14 protein-coding genes are annotated in these 15787 nt (G+C 64.0%); 9 read left to right on the top strand and 5 right to left on the bottom strand.

What is annotated here, in order from left to right; all coding sequences use genetic code 11:
• Positions 1–73: 73 nt before the first annotated feature.
• Together ABI546_RS12375 and ABI546_RS12370 are read right to left on the bottom strand one after the other, a co-directional pair.
• A complete protein-coding gene (locus tag ABI546_RS12375) occupies positions 74–724 on the bottom strand; it encodes a peroxiredoxin (protein WP_348046889.1) in 651 nt (216 codons plus the stop codon).
• Positions 725–1125: 401 nt separating this feature from the next.
• Positions 1126–2058, bottom strand: a complete 933-nt coding sequence (locus ABI546_RS12370) for a LysR family transcriptional regulator (protein WP_348046888.1) — start codon at positions 2056–2058, stop codon at positions 1126–1128.
• 182 nt (positions 2059–2240) lie between these two features.
• Between ABI546_RS12370 and ABI546_RS12365 the strand changes: the two genes are divergently transcribed.
• The 7 genes from ABI546_RS12365 to ABI546_RS12335 all read left to right on the top strand — a co-directional run bounded on the left by ABI546_RS12365 (position 2241) and on the right by ABI546_RS12335 (position 10205).
• Positions 2241–3752 (top strand): ABC transporter substrate-binding protein, encoded by a 1512-nt coding sequence (locus ABI546_RS12365; protein ID WP_348046904.1) that lies wholly within the window; start codon positions 2241–2243, stop codon positions 3750–3752.
• A gap of 90 nt (positions 3753–3842) precedes the next feature.
• Positions 3843–4760, top strand: coding sequence for an ABC transporter permease (locus tag ABI546_RS12360; protein WP_348046887.1), 918 nt, complete (start codon positions 3843–3845; stop codon positions 4758–4760).
• A 9-nt stretch (positions 4761–4769) separates the two neighbouring features.
• Positions 4770–5693 (top strand): ABC transporter permease, encoded by a 924-nt coding sequence (locus ABI546_RS12355; RefSeq protein WP_348046886.1) that lies wholly within the window; start codon positions 4770–4772, stop codon positions 5691–5693.
• A gap of 12 nt (positions 5694–5705) precedes the next feature.
• Entirely contained in the window at positions 5706–6692 is a 987-nt protein-coding gene (locus ABI546_RS12350; RefSeq protein WP_348046885.1) for an ABC transporter ATP-binding protein, read from the top strand.
• Positions 6689–7549 (top strand): ATP-binding cassette domain-containing protein, encoded by an 861-nt coding sequence (locus ABI546_RS12345; protein ID WP_348046884.1) that lies wholly within the window; start codon positions 6689–6691, stop codon positions 7547–7549. The genes ABI546_RS12350 and ABI546_RS12345 overlap by 4 nt, the downstream gene beginning before the upstream one ends.
• 71 nt (positions 7550–7620) lie before the next feature.
• Positions 7621–9024 (top strand): M20 family metallopeptidase, encoded by a 1404-nt coding sequence (locus tag ABI546_RS12340; RefSeq protein WP_348046883.1) that lies wholly within the window; start codon positions 7621–7623, stop codon positions 9022–9024.
• A complete protein-coding gene (locus ABI546_RS12335) occupies positions 9021–10205 on the top strand; it encodes a M20 family metallopeptidase (RefSeq protein WP_348046882.1) in 1185 nt (394 codons plus the stop codon). The genes ABI546_RS12340 and ABI546_RS12335 overlap by 4 nt, the downstream gene beginning before the upstream one ends.
• A gap of 272 nt (positions 10206–10477) precedes the next feature.
• Here ABI546_RS12335 and ABI546_RS12330 read toward each other — a convergent pair whose 3' ends face one another.
• Entirely contained in the window at positions 10478–11383 is a 906-nt protein-coding gene (locus ABI546_RS12330) for a LysR substrate-binding domain-containing protein (protein WP_348046881.1), read from the bottom strand.
• A gap of 272 nt (positions 11384–11655) precedes the next feature.
• On the opposite strand from ABI546_RS12330, the gene ABI546_RS12325 reads away from it, so the two are divergent.
• Together ABI546_RS12325 and ABI546_RS12320 are read left to right on the top strand one after the other, a co-directional pair.
• The gene (locus ABI546_RS12325; protein ID WP_348046880.1) at positions 11656–12306 is read left to right on the top strand and encodes an NAD(P)H-dependent oxidoreductase; all 651 of its coding nucleotides are present in this window, start codon (positions 11656–11658) and stop codon (positions 12304–12306) included.
• Between the two features lie 189 nt (positions 12307–12495).
• Positions 12496–13419 (top strand): TauD/TfdA family dioxygenase, encoded by a 924-nt coding sequence (locus ABI546_RS12320; protein WP_348046879.1) that lies wholly within the window; start codon positions 12496–12498, stop codon positions 13417–13419.
• A gap of 278 nt (positions 13420–13697) precedes the next feature.
• Here the strand turns inward: ABI546_RS12320 and ABI546_RS12315 are convergent, their stop codons facing one another.
• The gene (locus ABI546_RS12315) at positions 13698–14846 is read right to left on the bottom strand and encodes an IS481 family transposase (protein ID WP_348046878.1); all 1149 of its coding nucleotides are present in this window, start codon (positions 14844–14846) and stop codon (positions 13698–13700) included.
• Positions 14847–15032: 186 nt separating this feature from the next.
• Complete coding sequence (locus tag ABI546_RS12310; protein ID WP_348046877.1) at positions 15033–15581, bottom strand: NAD(P)H-dependent oxidoreductase; 549 nt, start codon at positions 15579–15581, stop codon at positions 15033–15035.
• Between the last annotated feature and the right edge of the window lie 206 nt (positions 15582–15787).

Here is a 15787-nt window from a genome sequence, read left to right as displayed (position 1 = left end):
CAGAGGCGAAGCGTCTCGCAAGCCGCGGCCTGCAAGGCCTCGCGCAGTACACGCAGTGACAAGCGTGGGGGCATCATTTATTCGGTTGCGGCGTGATACGCAGGTAAGGCTTGACGGCCTTGAAACCCTTGGGGAAACGCTGGGCGAGTTCGGCCGGATCCTGCAGGCTGGGCACGATGATCACGTCGTCGCCGTCTTTCCAGTTCACCGGCGTGGCCACCTTGTAGCCGTCGGTCAGCTGCAGCGAGTCGATGACGCGCAGGATTTCGTCGAAGTTGCGGCCCGTGCTGGCAGGATAGGTAAACGTGGTGCGGATGGCTTTTTTCGGGTCAATGATGAACACGCTGCGCACGGTGGCCGTGGGGCCGGTGCTCAGGGCGTTCGGATGGATCATGTCGTACAGGTTGGCCACCTTGCGGTCGGCATCGGCCAGGATGGGGAAATTCACCGTGGTGTTTTGCGTCTCGTTGATATCGTCGATCCACTTGCCGTGGGATTCCAGCGCATCCACGCTGATGGCGATGGGCTTGACGTTGCGTTTGGCAAATTCACCGCCCAGGGCTGCGGTTTTACCGAGTTCGGTGGTGCAGACGGGCGTGAAGTCTGCGGGATGCGAAAACAGCACCACCCAGGAATCGCCAGCCCACTGGTGAAAGGAAATCTTGCCGGCGGTGGACTCCTGGGTGAAATCGGGGGCGGTGTCGCCGAGTCTGAGAGTGGTCATGCTGTGCTCCTTGGTTGCAGATTCATGCATTGTGGGGAGCAAGCGTTAAAACTCAAAAGAATATATCGCTCTTAATTTATCTCGATAAACGAATAACGATTCAAGAAATTGGTTTTTTCGATGCTATGTTTTTAATAGCTGCTTGCGCACGGCGCTATTCGGGTTCTGACCAGTTTTATCCTTAAAAGCCGCGCCGGAAGCCGCCTGGCAGCGTCAAAGCACAGTGCAAACACTCTCATTCAAGGTGTTTTGACGTGTTTTCAAGCATAAGAATTGCCTCCAGCCCAATAAGAGCGAGCGCAAGCAGCTATCTTATTGATAGCGACGGGGTAACGGGGTAACGGGGCACGGGTCTCATGGGCGCTGCCCTTCATCCGGCAGCCATGGCCCGCGTTGGCAGCTCAGGCCGGTGAACCCGATAGCTCCGTCTTCAGGTGCACGAGAAAGGCCTGCGCCGCCCGCGACAGCGTGCGGCCCGTGGCCGTCTGCACTTCGACATTGCGCAAGTCCAGGCCGCGGTCGCGCAGGCGTATGCAGGCAAACTCGCCGCGCTGGACCTTGTAGCGCACCGATATTTCGCCCGCAATCGTGACGCTTTCCGGGTAATGGCGCAAAAAGTCGTTCAGGCTGCTGACGTAGTTGCTGGTCAGCACCGGCGAGACGGTCAGGCCCTGCAGGCTGCAGGCAATGTCAAACAGCTGCCGCACGGTGGTGTTTGTTTCCGGCAGCACGATCGGATAGGCCAGCAGCTGCTTCAGGTTGATCTGTTTGAACTGGGTCAGCGGGTGGTCAAAGCGCATGGCCGCCATCACCGGGGACGGCTGCAGGTGCTCTACCTGAATGCCGCTTTCGGGCGTGCGGCTCATGGTAAGGGCGATGTCGGCATCGCCATGCAGGACGCGGCGCGAGCATTCCGCCGGGGGGTGCGCACCCAGATGAAACTGGATGCCGGGATGCGTCTTCATGAAGTCGCCGATGGCCTTGGGCAGGAACTCCATTGCAAAACCTTCGGTGCAGGCCAGCCGCACCCGCCCGCGCTGCATGCCCTGCAGCGCCTGGATCTCATGCACCACGCGCTCCGAGTCGTGCGCCGATTTGAGCGCGTGCACGGCCAGCATCTCCCCGGCGGCGCTGGGCACCATGCCCCTCGGATGGCGGTCAAAAAGCGTCGCACCCAGCAGGTCTTCCAGGTGCGCGATGTGGCGGCTGATGGCAGACCCCGCGACATTCAGGCGCTGGGAGGCTTCGCTGATGGAGCCGCAGCGCACGACCTCCAGGAAGTAGCGCAGCGCGGTGTCCTGCAATTGACGGGCAACCTGGGGAGAAAGAGTCATGGGCGTCGGGTGATGGCGGAGCTGTTGGGCATGGGCAACCAAAGCATTGCCGATTCGGCAACGCAATCATACATATTCTCTAATGCATGGAATGGTCTTTCGGTCTGGTTCTTGCGCAGAATGAGCCGTCTCCACTCCCCACGCCATGACGAAGGACTTTTATGAAGCAATTTTTCACCACGATGGTGCGTCAGAGTTTTGTGCTTGCGGCCTTTGGTGCCGGCCTGACTTCCGCCCATGCCGGCAAAGCCAACGACACCTTGATCTACGCCTCGGACAGCGAGGTTGAGAACGTGAGCCCCTACCACAACAACATGCGCGAAGGAGTGATCCTGGCCAACCTGGCCTGGGACACGCTGGTCTACCGGGACCCCAAAACCGGTGAGTTCAAACCCCAGCTGGCCACCGCCTGGAAATGGGAATCCGCCACCGCGTTGCTGGTCACCTTGCGCCAGGGCGTCACCTTCCACAACGGCGACAAGTTCAGCGCCGACGATGTGGCCTACACCTTCAATGTGGTGACGGCGCCGGAGGCCAAGATCGCCACCCGCCAGAACACGGGCTGGATCAAAAACGTCGAAAAGCTCGGCGACTACCAGGTCCGCATCAATTTGAAGGCGCCGTTTCCGGCCGCGATGGACTACCTGGCCGGCCCCACGCCGATCTACCCCGCCGCTTACATGAAGAAGGTGGGCCTGGAGGGCTACAGCAAGGCGCCCATTGGCACCGGCGCCTACAAGATCACCGCCGTGGTGCCGGGCCAGGGCGTGACCATGGTGAAGAACACCGCCTACTTCAAGGACAGCCCGGCCGGCCAGCCGAACATCGGCACGGTGAAGTTTGTGGTGATCCGCGACCCCGAAGCCCGTGTGGCCCAGCTGATGACAGGCGCGGTGGACTGGATCTGGCGCGTGCCGTCGGACCAGGCTGAGTCGCTCAAGTCCAGGCCCAACACCACCGTGCTGAGCGGTGAAACCATGCGCGTGGGTTTCATGTCGATCAACAGCAACGGCACCACGCCGGAGGCCCTGCCCTTCAAGGACATTCGCGTACGCCAGGCCGTCAACCACGCCATCAACCGCAAGGGCCTGGCCGACAGCCTGGTGCGCGGCGGCAGCCAGCCGGTGTATTCGCCGTGCTTTCGCACCCAGTTCGGCTGCGAGACCGAGAAAGAGGTGAAGTACACCTATGACCCGGCCAAGGCCAAGGCACTGCTGGCGGCTGCGGGTTACCCCAACGGTTTCGACACCGACCTGTGGGCTTACCGCGAGCGCGAATATGCCGAAGCCATGGTGGGCGACCTGCGCAAGGTGGGCATACGCGCGCGCCTGCATTTTGTGCAGTACCCGGTGCTGCGCACCGAAATCTACTCGGGCCGCGCGCCCCTGACCTTCCAGTCCTGGGGATCGTTTTCCATCAACGACGCGTCCGCGTTTGTCGGCAACTACTTTGAAGGCGGCCCGGACGACACGGCCAAAGACCCGCAGGTGATCGCGCTGCTGAAAACCGCCGACAGCACAGTGGACAAAACCGAGCGCAAGAAGAAATACGCGCAGGCCCTGCAGCGCATCAGCGAGCAAGCCTACATGGCGCCCATGTTTTCCTACTCGACCAACTACGCCTTCACGCCGGACCTGAAATTCACGGCGCATGCGGATGAACTGCCGCGCTTCGTCCAGGCCAGCTGGAAATAGCCCGATGGGCCACCGCAGGCCGGCCATGCGCTGCACGGCCGGCTGACCGCGTGGCCCCGGCCCCTGTCGCAACAAACCGGGTACTCCCCCATGCTGCAATACATATTCCGCCGCTTTCTGGTGGCCCTGAGCGTCATGCTGACGGTGGCCGTCGTCAGCTTCATGCTGCTGCACCTTTCCGGTGACCTGGCGGCTTCCATCGCCGGCGCCGAGGCCAATGCCGCGGCCGTCGAGGAAGTGCGCGTCCAGTACGGCCTGAACCGCCCGCTTGCCGCCCAGTTTTTTGACTGGCTGTGGAGCGCGCTGCACCTGGACTTCGGGCGCTCGTTCTTCTTCCAGAACACCGTGATGGAACTGATCGGCGAGCGCTTGCCGATCACGCTCAAGCTGGGCGCCGTGTCCCTGCTGCTGGCTGTGTCGGTGGCGATTCCGCTGGGCGTGCTGGCCGCCGTCTACCGCGACACCTGGATAGACCGGCTGGCCCTGATGGTGGCGGTGGTCGGCCAGGCCATGCCCAACTTCTGGTTTGCCCTGACGCTGATCCTGCTCTTTGCCGTCGGTTTGCACTGGCTGCCCGTTGCGGGCAACACCACCTGGCAGCACTTTGTGTTGCCGGCCGTTGCGCTGGGCTACTACGCCATGCCGTCGCTGATGCGCCTGACCCGCGCGGGCATGCTCGACGTGCTGGGCGCGGACTACATCCGCACCGCGCGCGCCAAGGGCCTGAGCCCGGCGCGCGTGGTGTTCAAGCACGCCTTGCGCAACGCCATCATTCCCGTCGTCGCCCTGGCGGCCGTGGAGCTCGGCTTCATGCTGGGCGGCTCGGTCGTCATTGAGTCGGTCTATTCAATGCAGGGCCTGGGCCAGCTCGCCTGGGACTCGATCTCGCGCAACGACTACCCCGTGGTGCAGGCCGTGGTGCTGATCATCGCCGTGTTCTACATCGGGCTGACGTTTCTGGCGGATGTCTTCAACGCCGCACTCGACCCCCGCATGCGCACGCGCTAGGACCTCACCATGAACGCTCCTTCCCTGACCGTTTCCGCCGCGCCGGCCCCAGCCCTGCCCATGCCCCTGCCGCCCATCCCCGCCTGGCGGCGCAGCCTGCGGCGTGTGCTGGGCCACCGCGGAATGATGCTGGGCAGCATCCTGCTGGGCGTCGCCGTAGTGGCCGCCCTGTTCGCACCCTGGCTCAGCCCCCATGACCCGTATGCACAAGACGTGACCCAGCGCCTGATCCCGCCGTTCTGGCACGACAAGGGCAGCTGGGACCACGTCTTCGGCACCGACAAGCTGGGACGCGACTACCTGAGCCGCCTTTTGTACGGCGCACGCGTTTCGCTGGGCATCGGGCTGGTCGCGGCGCTGGTGTCCGGCCTGATCGGCACCACCATGGGCGTGCTGGCGGGCTATTTTGGCGGCCGCACCGACGCCGTGGTCAGCTACATCATCACCACCCGGCTGGCCATGCCGGTGGTGCTGGTGGCACTGGCCACAGCCTCTCTCATCGGCGGCTCGCTGCAGGTGGTCATCATCCTGCTGGGCCTGCTGCTGTGGGACCGCTTTGCCATCGTGACGCGCTCGGCCACGCAGCAGCTGCGCGATGCCGAGTTCATCGCCGCGGCCAAAGCCCTCGGCGCGTCCACCCCCTACATCCTGGTGCGCGAGCTGCTGCCCAACCTGATGGGCCCGCTGACCGTGGTGGCCACGCTCGAGATGGCGCATGCGATCTTGCTGGAGTCCACCCTCTCCTTTCTGGGCCTGGGCGTGCAGCCGCCCACGCCGTCGTGGGGGCTGATGGTGGCCGAAGGCAAGGCCTACATGTTCTTCCAGCCCTGGGTCATCCTGGTGCCCGGCGTTGTGCTGGCCCTGCTGGTGCTGGCCATCAACCTGGTGGGCGACGGCCTGCGTGACCTGACCGCGCCCGACGGCCGCAACTGAAAGAGGACCGCCATGGAAATTTTGCTGGACGTGAAAAACCTGCGTGTCGACCTGCCAACCCCGGGCGGCATGCTGCATGCCGTGCGCGGCATCGACTTCCAGGTGCAGCGCGGGGAAATGCTGTGCCTGGTCGGCGAATCCGGTTGCGGCAAGTCGATGACGTCGCTTGCGCTGATGGGCCTGCTGCCGCGCAAGGCGGTGCGCACCGCCGACCACATCCGCTTCGACGGTGTGGACCTGCAGGGCCTGCCCGAGCGGGAGATGTCCGTGCTGCGCGGCTCGCGCATGGCGATGATTTTCCAGGAGCCGATGACGGCGCTGAACCCGTCGTACACACTGGGCGACCAGCTGTGCGAGGCGCTGCGCGCGCACCGCAAGGTCAGCATGGCCCAGGCGCGTGAACGTGCGCTGTACCTGCTCGAGCGCGCGGGCGTGCCGCAGGCCGCAGACCGTCTGCGCCAGTACCCGCACCAGCTCTCGGGCGGCTTGCGCCAGCGCGTGGTGATTGCCATGGCCCTGATGTGCGAGCCGGACCTGATCATTGCCGACGAGCCCACCACTGCGCTGGACGTGACCATCCAGGCGCAGATCCTGCGGCTGATCCGCGAGTTGCAAAAAGAGTTCGGCACCGCCGTTGTCTTCATCACCCACGACCTCGGCGTGGTGGCGCGCATCGCCGACCGCGTGGCCGTGATGTATGCGGGCGAGGTGGTAGAAACCGCCCCCGTGGCCGAGCTGTTCGCCCACCCTGCCCACCCCTACACGCGCGGGCTGCTCAACTGCATTCCGGTGCGCGGCAAAACCCTGCCCGGCAGCCGCCTGCAGGCCATCCCGGGTGTGGTGCCCAGCCTGGTGGGCAAGGTAGAGGGCTGTGCGTTTGCCAACCGCTGCAACCAGGTGCAGGCGGGCTGCGCCGCCACCCCGCCCTATGTGGCGCTGGATGCCGGGCACGCCGTGCGCTGCGTTGCGGCTTCACCCTTGCTGGCGGAGGCTGCATGAACGACAACACCTCTTTGGCAACGTCCCCGGGCGGTAGCGAAGACATCGCGCTGGAGTTGTGCGCGCTCAGCCGCGTCTTCAAACTCAAGCGCGGGCTGTTCACGGCGCCCGGCGAAATCAGGGCGGTGGACAACGTCTCCCTGCGCATCCGCAAAGGTGAAACCCTGGGCCTGGTCGGCGAGTCCGGCTGCGGCAAAAGCACCCTGGCCAAGATGCTGCTGGGGCTGCTGCAGCCCACCTCCGGCAATGTGCTGATCAACGGCAAGGAAGTCGACAGCCGCCAGCGCCGTGCCTTCGCACGCCACATCCAGCCCATCTTCCAGGACCCGTATTCGTCGCTGAACCCGCGCCGCACGGTGGCAGGCATCGTCGGTGTGCCGCTGGCCCTGCACCGGGTGGGCACCGCCCAGGAGCAGCAGCGCAAGGTGCGCGAAATGCTCGACCTGGTCGGCATGCCCGAGCGCACGCACAGCCAGTACCCCAACCAGCTTTCGGGCGGGCAGCGCCAGCGCGTGGCGATTGCCCGGGCGCTGGTGCTGCGCCCCGACATCCTGATCTGCGACGAGCCGACCTCGGCGCTCGACGTGTCGGTGCAGGCGCAGATCCTGAACCTGCTGCTGGACCTGAAGGCCGAGTTCGGGCTGACCTACTTCTTCATCAGCCACGACCTGGGCGTGGTCGAGCACCTGGTGGACCGCGTGGCGGTGATGCACAGCGGCGCGATCGTCGAGCTGGGCACGCGCGAGCAGGTCTTTGCCCGGCCTGAGCACCCCTACACCCGCATGCTGCTGGCCTCGGCCCTCACGCCCGAGCCCGGGCTGGGTGTGCCGGACATCGCCAGCGAAGCCATCGCCTGACGTTTTACTTCCCCATTTCAACTTCCATTTCAATTTCAATTTCAATTGCCATTCAATTTCAAGGACCCCTCATGAGCCGTACCCAAGCCGTGGCCCAAACCCTGGCCTGTTTCGACGACGGGCGTTTCCAGCAAACGCTGGACCGCCGCGTTGCCTACAAAACCGAAAGCCAGGATGCCGCCAGCGGCCCCATCCTGCACGCCTACCTGCAGAACGAAATCACACCCAAGCTCAAGGAACTGGGTTTTGCCTGCCGCATCGTCGACAACCCGATGCCCGGAAAAAGCCCTTTCCTGCTGGCCGAACGCATCGAGCCCGGCGCCGCTTTTACCGTACTGACCTACGGCCACGGCGACGTGGTGCGCGGCTACGACGCCCAGTGGCGCGAGGGCCTGAGCCCGTGGAAGATCGTGGTGGACGGCAACCGCTGGTACGGCCGCGGCACGGCCGACAACAAGGGCCAGCACACCATCAACCTGACCGCGCTGGAACAGGTGCTGGCCGTGCGCGGCAGGCGTCTGGGCTACAACGTGAAAATCATCCTGGAAATGGGTGAAGAAGACGGCTCACCGGGCCTGAACGAGGTGTGCGCCCAGCACCGCGATGCGCTGGCGGCCGACCTGTTCCTGGCCTCCGACGGCCCGCGCGTGTCGGCGTCCCGCGCCACGCTGTTTCTCGGCTCGCGCGGTGTCTTCAACTTTGACCTGCACCTCAAGCTGCGCGACGGCGGCCACCATTCGGGCAACTGGGGCGGCCTTTTGCGCAACCCCGGAATCCGCCTGGCCCATGCAATTGCCAGTCTGGTGGACGCCCGCGGCCGCATCCTGGTGCCCGGCCTGCTGCCCACCGCCATCCCGGCCAGCGTGCGTACTGCGCTGCAGGACATCGAAGTCGGCGGCGGCCCGAACGACCCCGAGATCGATCCCGAATGGGGCGAGCCAGGCCTGTCGCCAGCCGAACGCGTGATCGGCTGGAACAGCCTGGAGGTGCTGGCCTTCACCACCGGCAACCCCGCCATGCCGGTGCATGCCATTCCGGCCGAAGCGCGCGCGCATTGCCACATGCGTTATGTGGTGGGCAGCGAGCCGGCGAATTTTCTGGCGCACATCCGCCAACACCTGCTGGCCCATGGCTTTGACGATGTGGAAGTGCGCGGCACCGACGTGCACATGGCCGCCACCCGCCTGGACCCCGACAACGCCTGGGTGCGCTGGGGCATGGCATCCATCGAGCGCAGCACCGGCCGCCGCCCGGCCCTGCTGCCCAACCTGGGCGGTTCGCTGCCGAACGACGTGTTTTCTGAAACGCTGGGCCTGCCCACGCTGTGGGTGCCGCATTCGTACCCCGCCTGCTCCCAGCACGCACCCAACGAACACATCCTGGTGGACACCACCCGCGAATCCCTGCAGATCATGGCCGGCATGTTCTGGGACCTGGCCGAAGAAGGTGCCGGCGTGATGGAGGAGTGCGCATGACCGCCGCCGTCGCCGCGGTCACCGCCGTGCAGCCGCCAACCTGCGCCGCCACCGAATGGCTGGCCGGCCAGCGCCCCGCCATGCAGGCGGCCCTGGCCACGCTGGTCGACATCGACTCCAGCAGCCACGACAAGCCGGGCACCGACCGCGTGGCACAGGCCATGGCGGGCTGGCTGCAAGCCGCCGGCATACACGCCGAACACCGCGGGGATGTCGCCGAAGGCGACGTGCTGCTGGCACGCCTGCCGGGTGCGCAAGCCGCGGCAGCGCCGGTGGTTTTGATGGGCCACCGCGACACCGTGTTCCCCACCGGCACCGTGGCCCAGCGGCCCTGGCGCGTGGAGGGCGAGCGCGGCTACGGCCCCGGCGTGTCCGACATGAAGTCCGGCCTGGTGCTGCAATGTTTTGTGATGATGGCGCTGCAAAAGCTGCAGCCGCTGCCATTCCCCGTGTTGGGCCTCTTCACGGCCGACGAAGAAATCGGCTCGCAGAACGGCCGCATCGCCATCGAAACCCATGCACGCGGCGCGCGGGCGGTTTTTAATTCCGAGCCCGGCCGCGTCAGCGGCAACCTGGTCACCGAGCGCAAGGGCGGCGCCACCTTTTTGATCGAAGTCACCGGCCGCGCCGCGCACTCGGGCATGAACCACGCCGACGGCGCCAGCGCCATCGGCGCCCTGGCGCACCTGGTGACCGCGTTGCATGCCTTGACCGATTACAGCTGCGGCATCACCACCAATGTCGGCCTCATCAGCGGCGGCATGTCGACCAACACCGTGGCGCCCGCCGCGCAGGCCAAGCTGGACGTGCGCTTTCGCACCCTGCCCGAGCGCGAAGCCGTATTCGCCAGCATCCACGCCCTGGCCGCCGCACCCGGTGTGCCGGGCACCACCATCCGCATCACGCAAATGTCGGAGTCGCTGCCCCTGGAGCCTGAAGCCAGCAGCGACCTGATGCAGCGCTACAAAGCCAGCGCGGCCCTGGTCGGCTTCGACGTTGCCGGTGAAGCCACAGGCGGTTGTTCCGACGCGGGTTTCACCGCCTCGCTGGGCATTCCGACGCTGTGCGGCGTCGGCCCGGTGGGCGCGAAGGCGCATACCGATAACGAATACTGCTGCCTCGACACGCTGGTGCCGCGTGCGCAGGCGCTGGCCAAGACAGTGTTGAGCCTGGCGGCCTGAGCGGGCCGGCCGCCGGGAGGGGAACAAACGCTACAGTTTTGATAGCTTCTTGCGCCCATCCCGATTGGCCTGCAGCCACATTCTTCATAAAAAATGGGGCTAAATCGGGCTTTCAACGGCGTATTTACCCGTCTGAACCTGCCCCAGCCGCTTTCAAACACCCTGTTTTCGCTGTTTTGACGGTATTTCGGGCATGAGAAACCGATTCAAACCCAATAACGATGAGCGCCACCAGCTATTAAATCAATAGCACCCAAGGCGCTCAAACCCCGTCAGATCAACGCCTCGCCCCGCATGTGCTCCCCCAGAAAGTCCAGAAAACTCCGGACCGCCGGAATCTGCCCGCGCCGTGAGGTGAACACCGCATGGGCCACGCCGGAGCGCAGCGACCAGCCCGGCAGCACGCGCACCAGCAGCTGCGCTTGCAGCTCGGCCACACTCAGGGATTCCGGCAAGAAGCCCATGCCGGTGCCGGCCAGCAGGGCCAGCTTCAATGTTTGCAGATCATCGGCCACATAACGGGGCTGGTGCTGCAGCACGTACTCTTGCTTGTCGGGGCCTACGAGGCTCCAGGAGGCGCGGCCGTCGACCCAGGACATGGCCACGGTGTCGAGCTTTCGCAAATCGTCGGGAGTTTCCGGCGTGCCCTGGCGCCGCAGCAAATCCGGGCTGGCCAGCAGGTGCCCCGCGCTGGACCCCAGGTTTTTTACGATCAGGCTGCCGCTGTCGTCCAGCGTGGGGCGCACGCGAAGCGCAATGTCGATGCCCTCTTCCACCAGGTCCACGGCCCGGTTGGTCACACGCATATCAATTTTTACCTTGGGGTGCAGCGCCAGGAAGCGAGGAACGAGGTAACCCACCGCGCCTTGCGCCAGGGTGACCGGGCAGGTGATGCGAACGGTGCCGCGCGGCTCAACCTGCATTTGCGCCACGGCTTCCGAGGCGGCCATGGCCTCTTCGCGCATGGCGATGCAATGGCGCAAAAAGATCTCACCGACCTCGGTCAGCGACAGCTTGCGGGTGGTTCGCTGCAACAGGCGCGCGCCCAGCCGGGCCTCCAGCTCGGCCACCCGGCGCGACAGGCGTGACTTGGGCAGCCCGAGCGCCCGCCCTGCGGCGGCAAAGCCGCCCCGCTCCACCACCTCGGCGAAATACAGCATGTCATTAAGGTCTTGCATCCAAAAAGTCCTTTTTCGCGGATTTGCCGTCTTGCCACCACCTTTTGCCGTCTTTTACGACACCTTGCCAGCGCGATGGCGAGTGAAAGCACGGCATCCTGGCAGAGCAATTGTCCCACCAATAGGACAATCAATTGCATTTTAGCCAACTTATCAAAGACTCGACTCACCCGCACAATCTATTCCATGGTTGCGTCACACAAGGCAATGCCTGAAACGACTCAACCAAGCATCAGCTCTCCATCTGCCCAACTTCATCAAAGGACATCACCATGACCAAACTTCTTCACGTCGACTCCAGCATCCTCGGCGGCAACTCGGTTTCCCGCCAGCTCACAGCCCAGATCGTGGCCTCGTGGCGCGCCGCCAACCCAGGCACCGAAGTGAGCTACCTTGACCTGGCGGTTGATACGCCCAACCACCTGTCCCTCGAATCGCTGGGCTTTCGCTTGCCTGCCGACACCGTCCTGAGCGACGTGCAAAAACGCGAAAACGCCGTTTCCGAAGCGCTGGTGTCGCAATTCCTGGCGTCGGATGTGATTGTTGTGGGCGCTCCGCTGTACAACTTCGCCATTCCCACCCAGCTCAAGGCGTGGATTGACCGCATTGCGCAAGTCGGCCGCACCTTCAAATACACCGACAAGGGCCCCGTGGGCCTGGCCGGCGGCAAGACAGTGATCGTGGCGTCCGCCCGCGGCGGCGTGTATTCAACCAGCGAAGCCATGACGGCGCTGGAGCACCAGGAAAGCTACCTGAAGGTGATCTTCGGCTTCTTCGGCATTACCGACGTGCGTTTTGTGCGCGCAGAAGGCCTGGCCATGGGCGAAGCCGCCAAGGCCGCCGCGCTGGCCGCAGCGCAAATTGAGATCGTCGCGCACACGCAAACGTCGGCCAATCAGGAAAAAACCGCTCTGGCAGCCTGAAGCAACGCGCGCGCAAAGCGCACACAAAAAAGCCCGCAACTGCGGGCTTTTTTCGTTTCTACCCGGGCCGACGAGGCAGGACAGACTTTTAAGTAATTAACAAACGACAAATAGGTAGTTCGCTATGATCGCCGACGCCCCTACATTCATCGCCTGACCGGCGCATGGGGCGCAATGAGAAAGGTGAAGATGACAGCGACTCTGGATCTGGATGGCCGTGCCAATACGCCAGCCACAACAACCCCCACCACGCGGCACACCGCGTCCATCGAGATCAGGCCTTTTGATGCCCCCCTGGGCGCCGAGGTGCTGGGCCTGGACCTGTCAAAGCCGCTGGCCGCCGCCGACTTCAGCCGCATCCACCGCGCGCACCTGGACCACCACGTGCTGGTTTTTCGCGACCAGCGCATCACGCCGCAGCAGCATGTCGACTTCAGCCGCCGTTTCGGCCCGCTGCAGATTCATGTGCTGAAAAGCTTCCAGCTGCAAAACCACCCGGAAATCCTCATCGTCTCCAACATCAAGGAAAACGGCGAGCCCATCGGCCTGGGCGATGCCGGCCATTTCTGGCACTCCGATCTTTCCTACAAAGACAAACCCAGCCTGGGCTCATTGCTGCATGCGCAGGAACTCCCTGCCGAGGGCGGCGACACCCTGTTCGCCAACCAGCACACCGCCTGGGACACCCTCCCCGCTGCGCTGAAAACCGCGGTCGAGGGACTGCGCGCCGAACACACCTACCTCGCCAAATACGAAGAGCTGCGCAGCCGCAACCCCTGGCGGCCCAAGCTCACGCAGGAACAGGTTGAAGAGGTCAAGCCGGTCGTCCACCCCGTTGTGCGCACCCATCCTGAAAACGGCCGCAAGGCGCTTTTTGTCAGCGAGCATTTCACCACCCGCATCCTCGACATCCCCGAAGACGAAAGCACCGCGCTGCTGAACGAATTGTTCGAGCACACGTCACGCCCCGAACTCATCTACCGCCACCAGTGGCAAGCGCACGACATGGTGTTCTGGGACAACCGCTCAGTCACGCATCTGGCGGCCGGCACCCCCGACCACCTGCGCCGCAAGCTCTACCGCACCACCATCGAAGGCGACGCGCCGTTTTAAGGTTGTTGGGGTTCGGCCCCGCTCCCGATTGCCCCGTCCTGGCTGGGCCGAGTAGCGCAGAGGCAAGCGGATCAGGGCTCGCGATTGTCTGAGCGAAGTGCAACGCAGCGAGTTCGAGCGAGACCCCGCTTGATTCGAGCACCGCAGGTTGCCTGGAGCGAAGCGGAAGGACCCAGACTGCGGGTCGCCTTTTCTTTGGTGACGTTCTTTTGGCGAAGTGTATGGACAGGAGACATGGGAAACAGGTGTTCGGAGACATAAGGAAACACATTGCCCAGTTAAATGGAGACGCTGAGGGTCTTCATGTCGAGCCGTATGAAGTGATGATGGCAGAAGAAAGCATCGTAGAACCCATCGGCGCGGGGATTTGGTCTGAAGGCGATGGGCAACCGGTGCAGCGCCGTGGAAACCCTGAGCGTGACGCCTTGAAACGCGACAGCACCATTCCAGCCCACGACCCGCACGGTGTCGTCCGGACTGTATTCGATGGCAGCGAGTTGCCCGGCATAGGCCCTGGGACTGCTGCAGTAGCGCTCGATCGGCGTGCACAAGCCCAGTGCCTGGTGAGGCCGCTCGCAGTTGTAGACGCTTCGCCAGCGTTCGAAAGCGCTTTGCGCCTGGACCAGATCGGCAAAGCTGCGTCCAGCCAGCACCTCGGCCTTGAGCGAGCGGTGAAAGCGTTCGATCTTGCCATTGGTCTGCGGGTGATAGGGCGCGCTGTGACTGACGTGGATGCCCTGGCGGATGAGCCACACGCTCAGCTCGCTCAGGCCGTGCACGGCCTGGCGAGGCGAGCCCCAAGGCCCGCCATTGTCGGCGTTGATGCGCAGCGGCAGCCCGTAGCGCTCGAACACGGCTGTCAGATGCTCCCGCACGCTGGTCGTATCCGGGCGGGCGCAGGCTTGCAGCGCCAGATTGAAGCGCGAGTGATCGTCCAGCACGGTCAACGGGTGGCACTTGCCGCCAGCCGTCTCAAAGTAACCCTTGAAGTCGATTTGCCACAGTGCATTGGGTTCGGGGTGTTCGAAGCGCTGCCAATGCTGGGCCGCCGCACTGGCAGCCGGCGTGATCAGGCCGTGGCGGTGCAAGATGGCCGTGACAGTGGCTGCGCACGGTACGTGCCGGTGCCCCAACTCGGCAAGGCGCCGGGCGAGCTTGCGCCCGCCCCAGGCCGGATGCGTGCGCCGCAACTCGAGCAGCGCTTGCTCCATGACAGCCGGAGTGCGCAACGGGCTGACATGGGGACGACGCGAGCGAGCGTTGAAAGCGCCGTCACCTTCCTGGGCATAGCGCGCCAGCAGCGCATAGGCGGCTTTCGGGCCAATACCAAAGCGCCGGCACAGCTCGCGTCGGTTGGCGCCTTCTTGCAAGGCCAGTTCCACGAACTCGCGTTTGATGCTCATCAGGTCTTTCGGTTGCCAAGGCATTCGCTTCTCCTCGCGCCAATAGCGCTGAAGAAGTGTTTCCTATGTCTCCGAACACCTGTTTCCCATGTCTCCTGTCCATACAGCGAAGCAAAAGAAAGTTACTTGCCGCCGGGCAACCCCCGGCCAGCAGTCTAAGCAAAGACCACAGCCCCCAGCCGAAGAACAAGAGCCGAACGAACCCCAAGCTCAGACGTGCTTCTTGACCCACCCCACATAAGCATCCACCCACCCCTGCAAAAACTTCCGGCTCGCTTCCCCAATATTGCCATCCGCGTCGTACAAGCCCTCCTTGTTGTGGATAAAGGCTTCAGGCTGGCCCAAGGTCGGCACATTGAGGTAAGCCAGGATGTTGCGCAAGTGCTGCTGCGCAAGCGCCGTTCCGATCGGGCCGACCGACGCCCCGATTACCCCCGCCGGTTTGCCGTCCCATACGCTCTGGCCGTAAGGCCGTGAGGCATGGTCGATCGCGTTCTTCAGCACACCGGGAATGGAGCGGTTGTACTCCGGCGTGACAAACAGCAAGCCCTGGGCCGCCTTGATTTCGTCTTTGAGCCGTTTGACCGGGGCCGAGGGGTTTGCTTCGTCGTCCTGGTTGTACAGCGGCAAGTCATCAATGCGCACGGTGGTAAAGCTGAAGTCCGCTGGAAACAGTTTTTGCAAGGCCTTGGCGAGTTTTTGGTTGAAGGAGTCCTTGCGAAAGCTGCCGACGACGACGGCAATGTTGTATTGGGCCATGGGTGTTTCTCCAGAAAAAAGGGAAATGAATCATTGACGCGCGCACGAAGCCGCGAGCGCCGAAAGGCAAGAGCCTCAAACCAATTATGCGAAGCGTGAGGCCGCTTTGCCAGCTCGCAAATGCAACACTTGTGAGTCAGCGGCGCAGCCCTGCCCCGCACCTCACAGCAGCGCCCGCCGCCTACACGCGCGCGGACTGCAGGCCG

The organism is Polaromonas sp. (genome assembly GCF_039932935.1).
GTDB lineage: Bacteria > Pseudomonadota > Gammaproteobacteria > Burkholderiales > Burkholderiaceae_C > Polaromonas.
This window is presented reverse-complemented; position numbering and strand designations above follow the sequence as displayed.

What these genes read in the sequence shown, in the direction of transcription:
- ABI546_RS12355 (WP_348046886.1), top strand. Translation starts at nt 4,770, where the DNA reads ATGAACGCTCCTTCCCTGACCGTTTCCGCCGCGCCGGCCCCAGCCCTG.
- ABI546_RS12360 (WP_348046887.1), top strand. Translation starts at nt 3,843, where the DNA reads ATGCTGCAATACATATTCCGCCGCTTTCTGGTGGCCCTGAGCGTCATG.
- ABI546_RS12345 (WP_348046884.1), top strand. Translation starts at nt 6,689, where the DNA reads ATGAACGACAACACCTCTTTGGCAACGTCCCCGGGCGGTAGCGAAGAC.
- ABI546_RS12350 (WP_348046885.1), top strand. Translation starts at nt 5,706, where the DNA reads ATGGAAATTTTGCTGGACGTGAAAAACCTGCGTGTCGACCTGCCAACC.
- ABI546_RS12330 (WP_348046881.1), bottom strand. Translation starts at nt 11,383, where the DNA reads ATGCAAGACCTTAATGACATGCTGTATTTCGCCGAGGTGGTGGAGCGG.
- ABI546_RS12315 (WP_348046878.1), bottom strand. Translation starts at nt 14,846, where the DNA reads ATGCCTTGGCAACCGAAAGACCTGATGAGCATCAAACGCGAGTTCGTG.
- ABI546_RS12320 (WP_348046879.1), top strand. Translation starts at nt 12,496, where the DNA reads ATGACAGCGACTCTGGATCTGGATGGCCGTGCCAATACGCCAGCCACA.
- ABI546_RS12325 (WP_348046880.1), top strand. Translation starts at nt 11,656, where the DNA reads ATGACCAAACTTCTTCACGTCGACTCCAGCATCCTCGGCGGCAACTCG.
- ABI546_RS12375 (WP_348046889.1), bottom strand. Translation starts at nt 724, where the DNA reads ATGACCACTCTCAGACTCGGCGACACCGCCCCCGATTTCACCCAGGAG.
- ABI546_RS12370 (WP_348046888.1), bottom strand. Translation starts at nt 2,058, where the DNA reads ATGACTCTTTCTCCCCAGGTTGCCCGTCAATTGCAGGACACCGCGCTG.
- ABI546_RS12310 (WP_348046877.1), bottom strand. Translation starts at nt 15,581, where the DNA reads ATGGCCCAATACAACATTGCCGTCGTCGTCGGCAGCTTTCGCAAGGAC.
- ABI546_RS12335 (WP_348046882.1), top strand. Translation starts at nt 9,021, where the DNA reads ATGACCGCCGCCGTCGCCGCGGTCACCGCCGTGCAGCCGCCAACCTGC.
- ABI546_RS12365 (WP_348046904.1), top strand. Translation starts at nt 2,241, where the DNA reads ATGGTGCGTCAGAGTTTTGTGCTTGCGGCCTTTGGTGCCGGCCTGACT.
- ABI546_RS12340 (WP_348046883.1), top strand. Translation starts at nt 7,621, where the DNA reads ATGAGCCGTACCCAAGCCGTGGCCCAAACCCTGGCCTGTTTCGACGAC.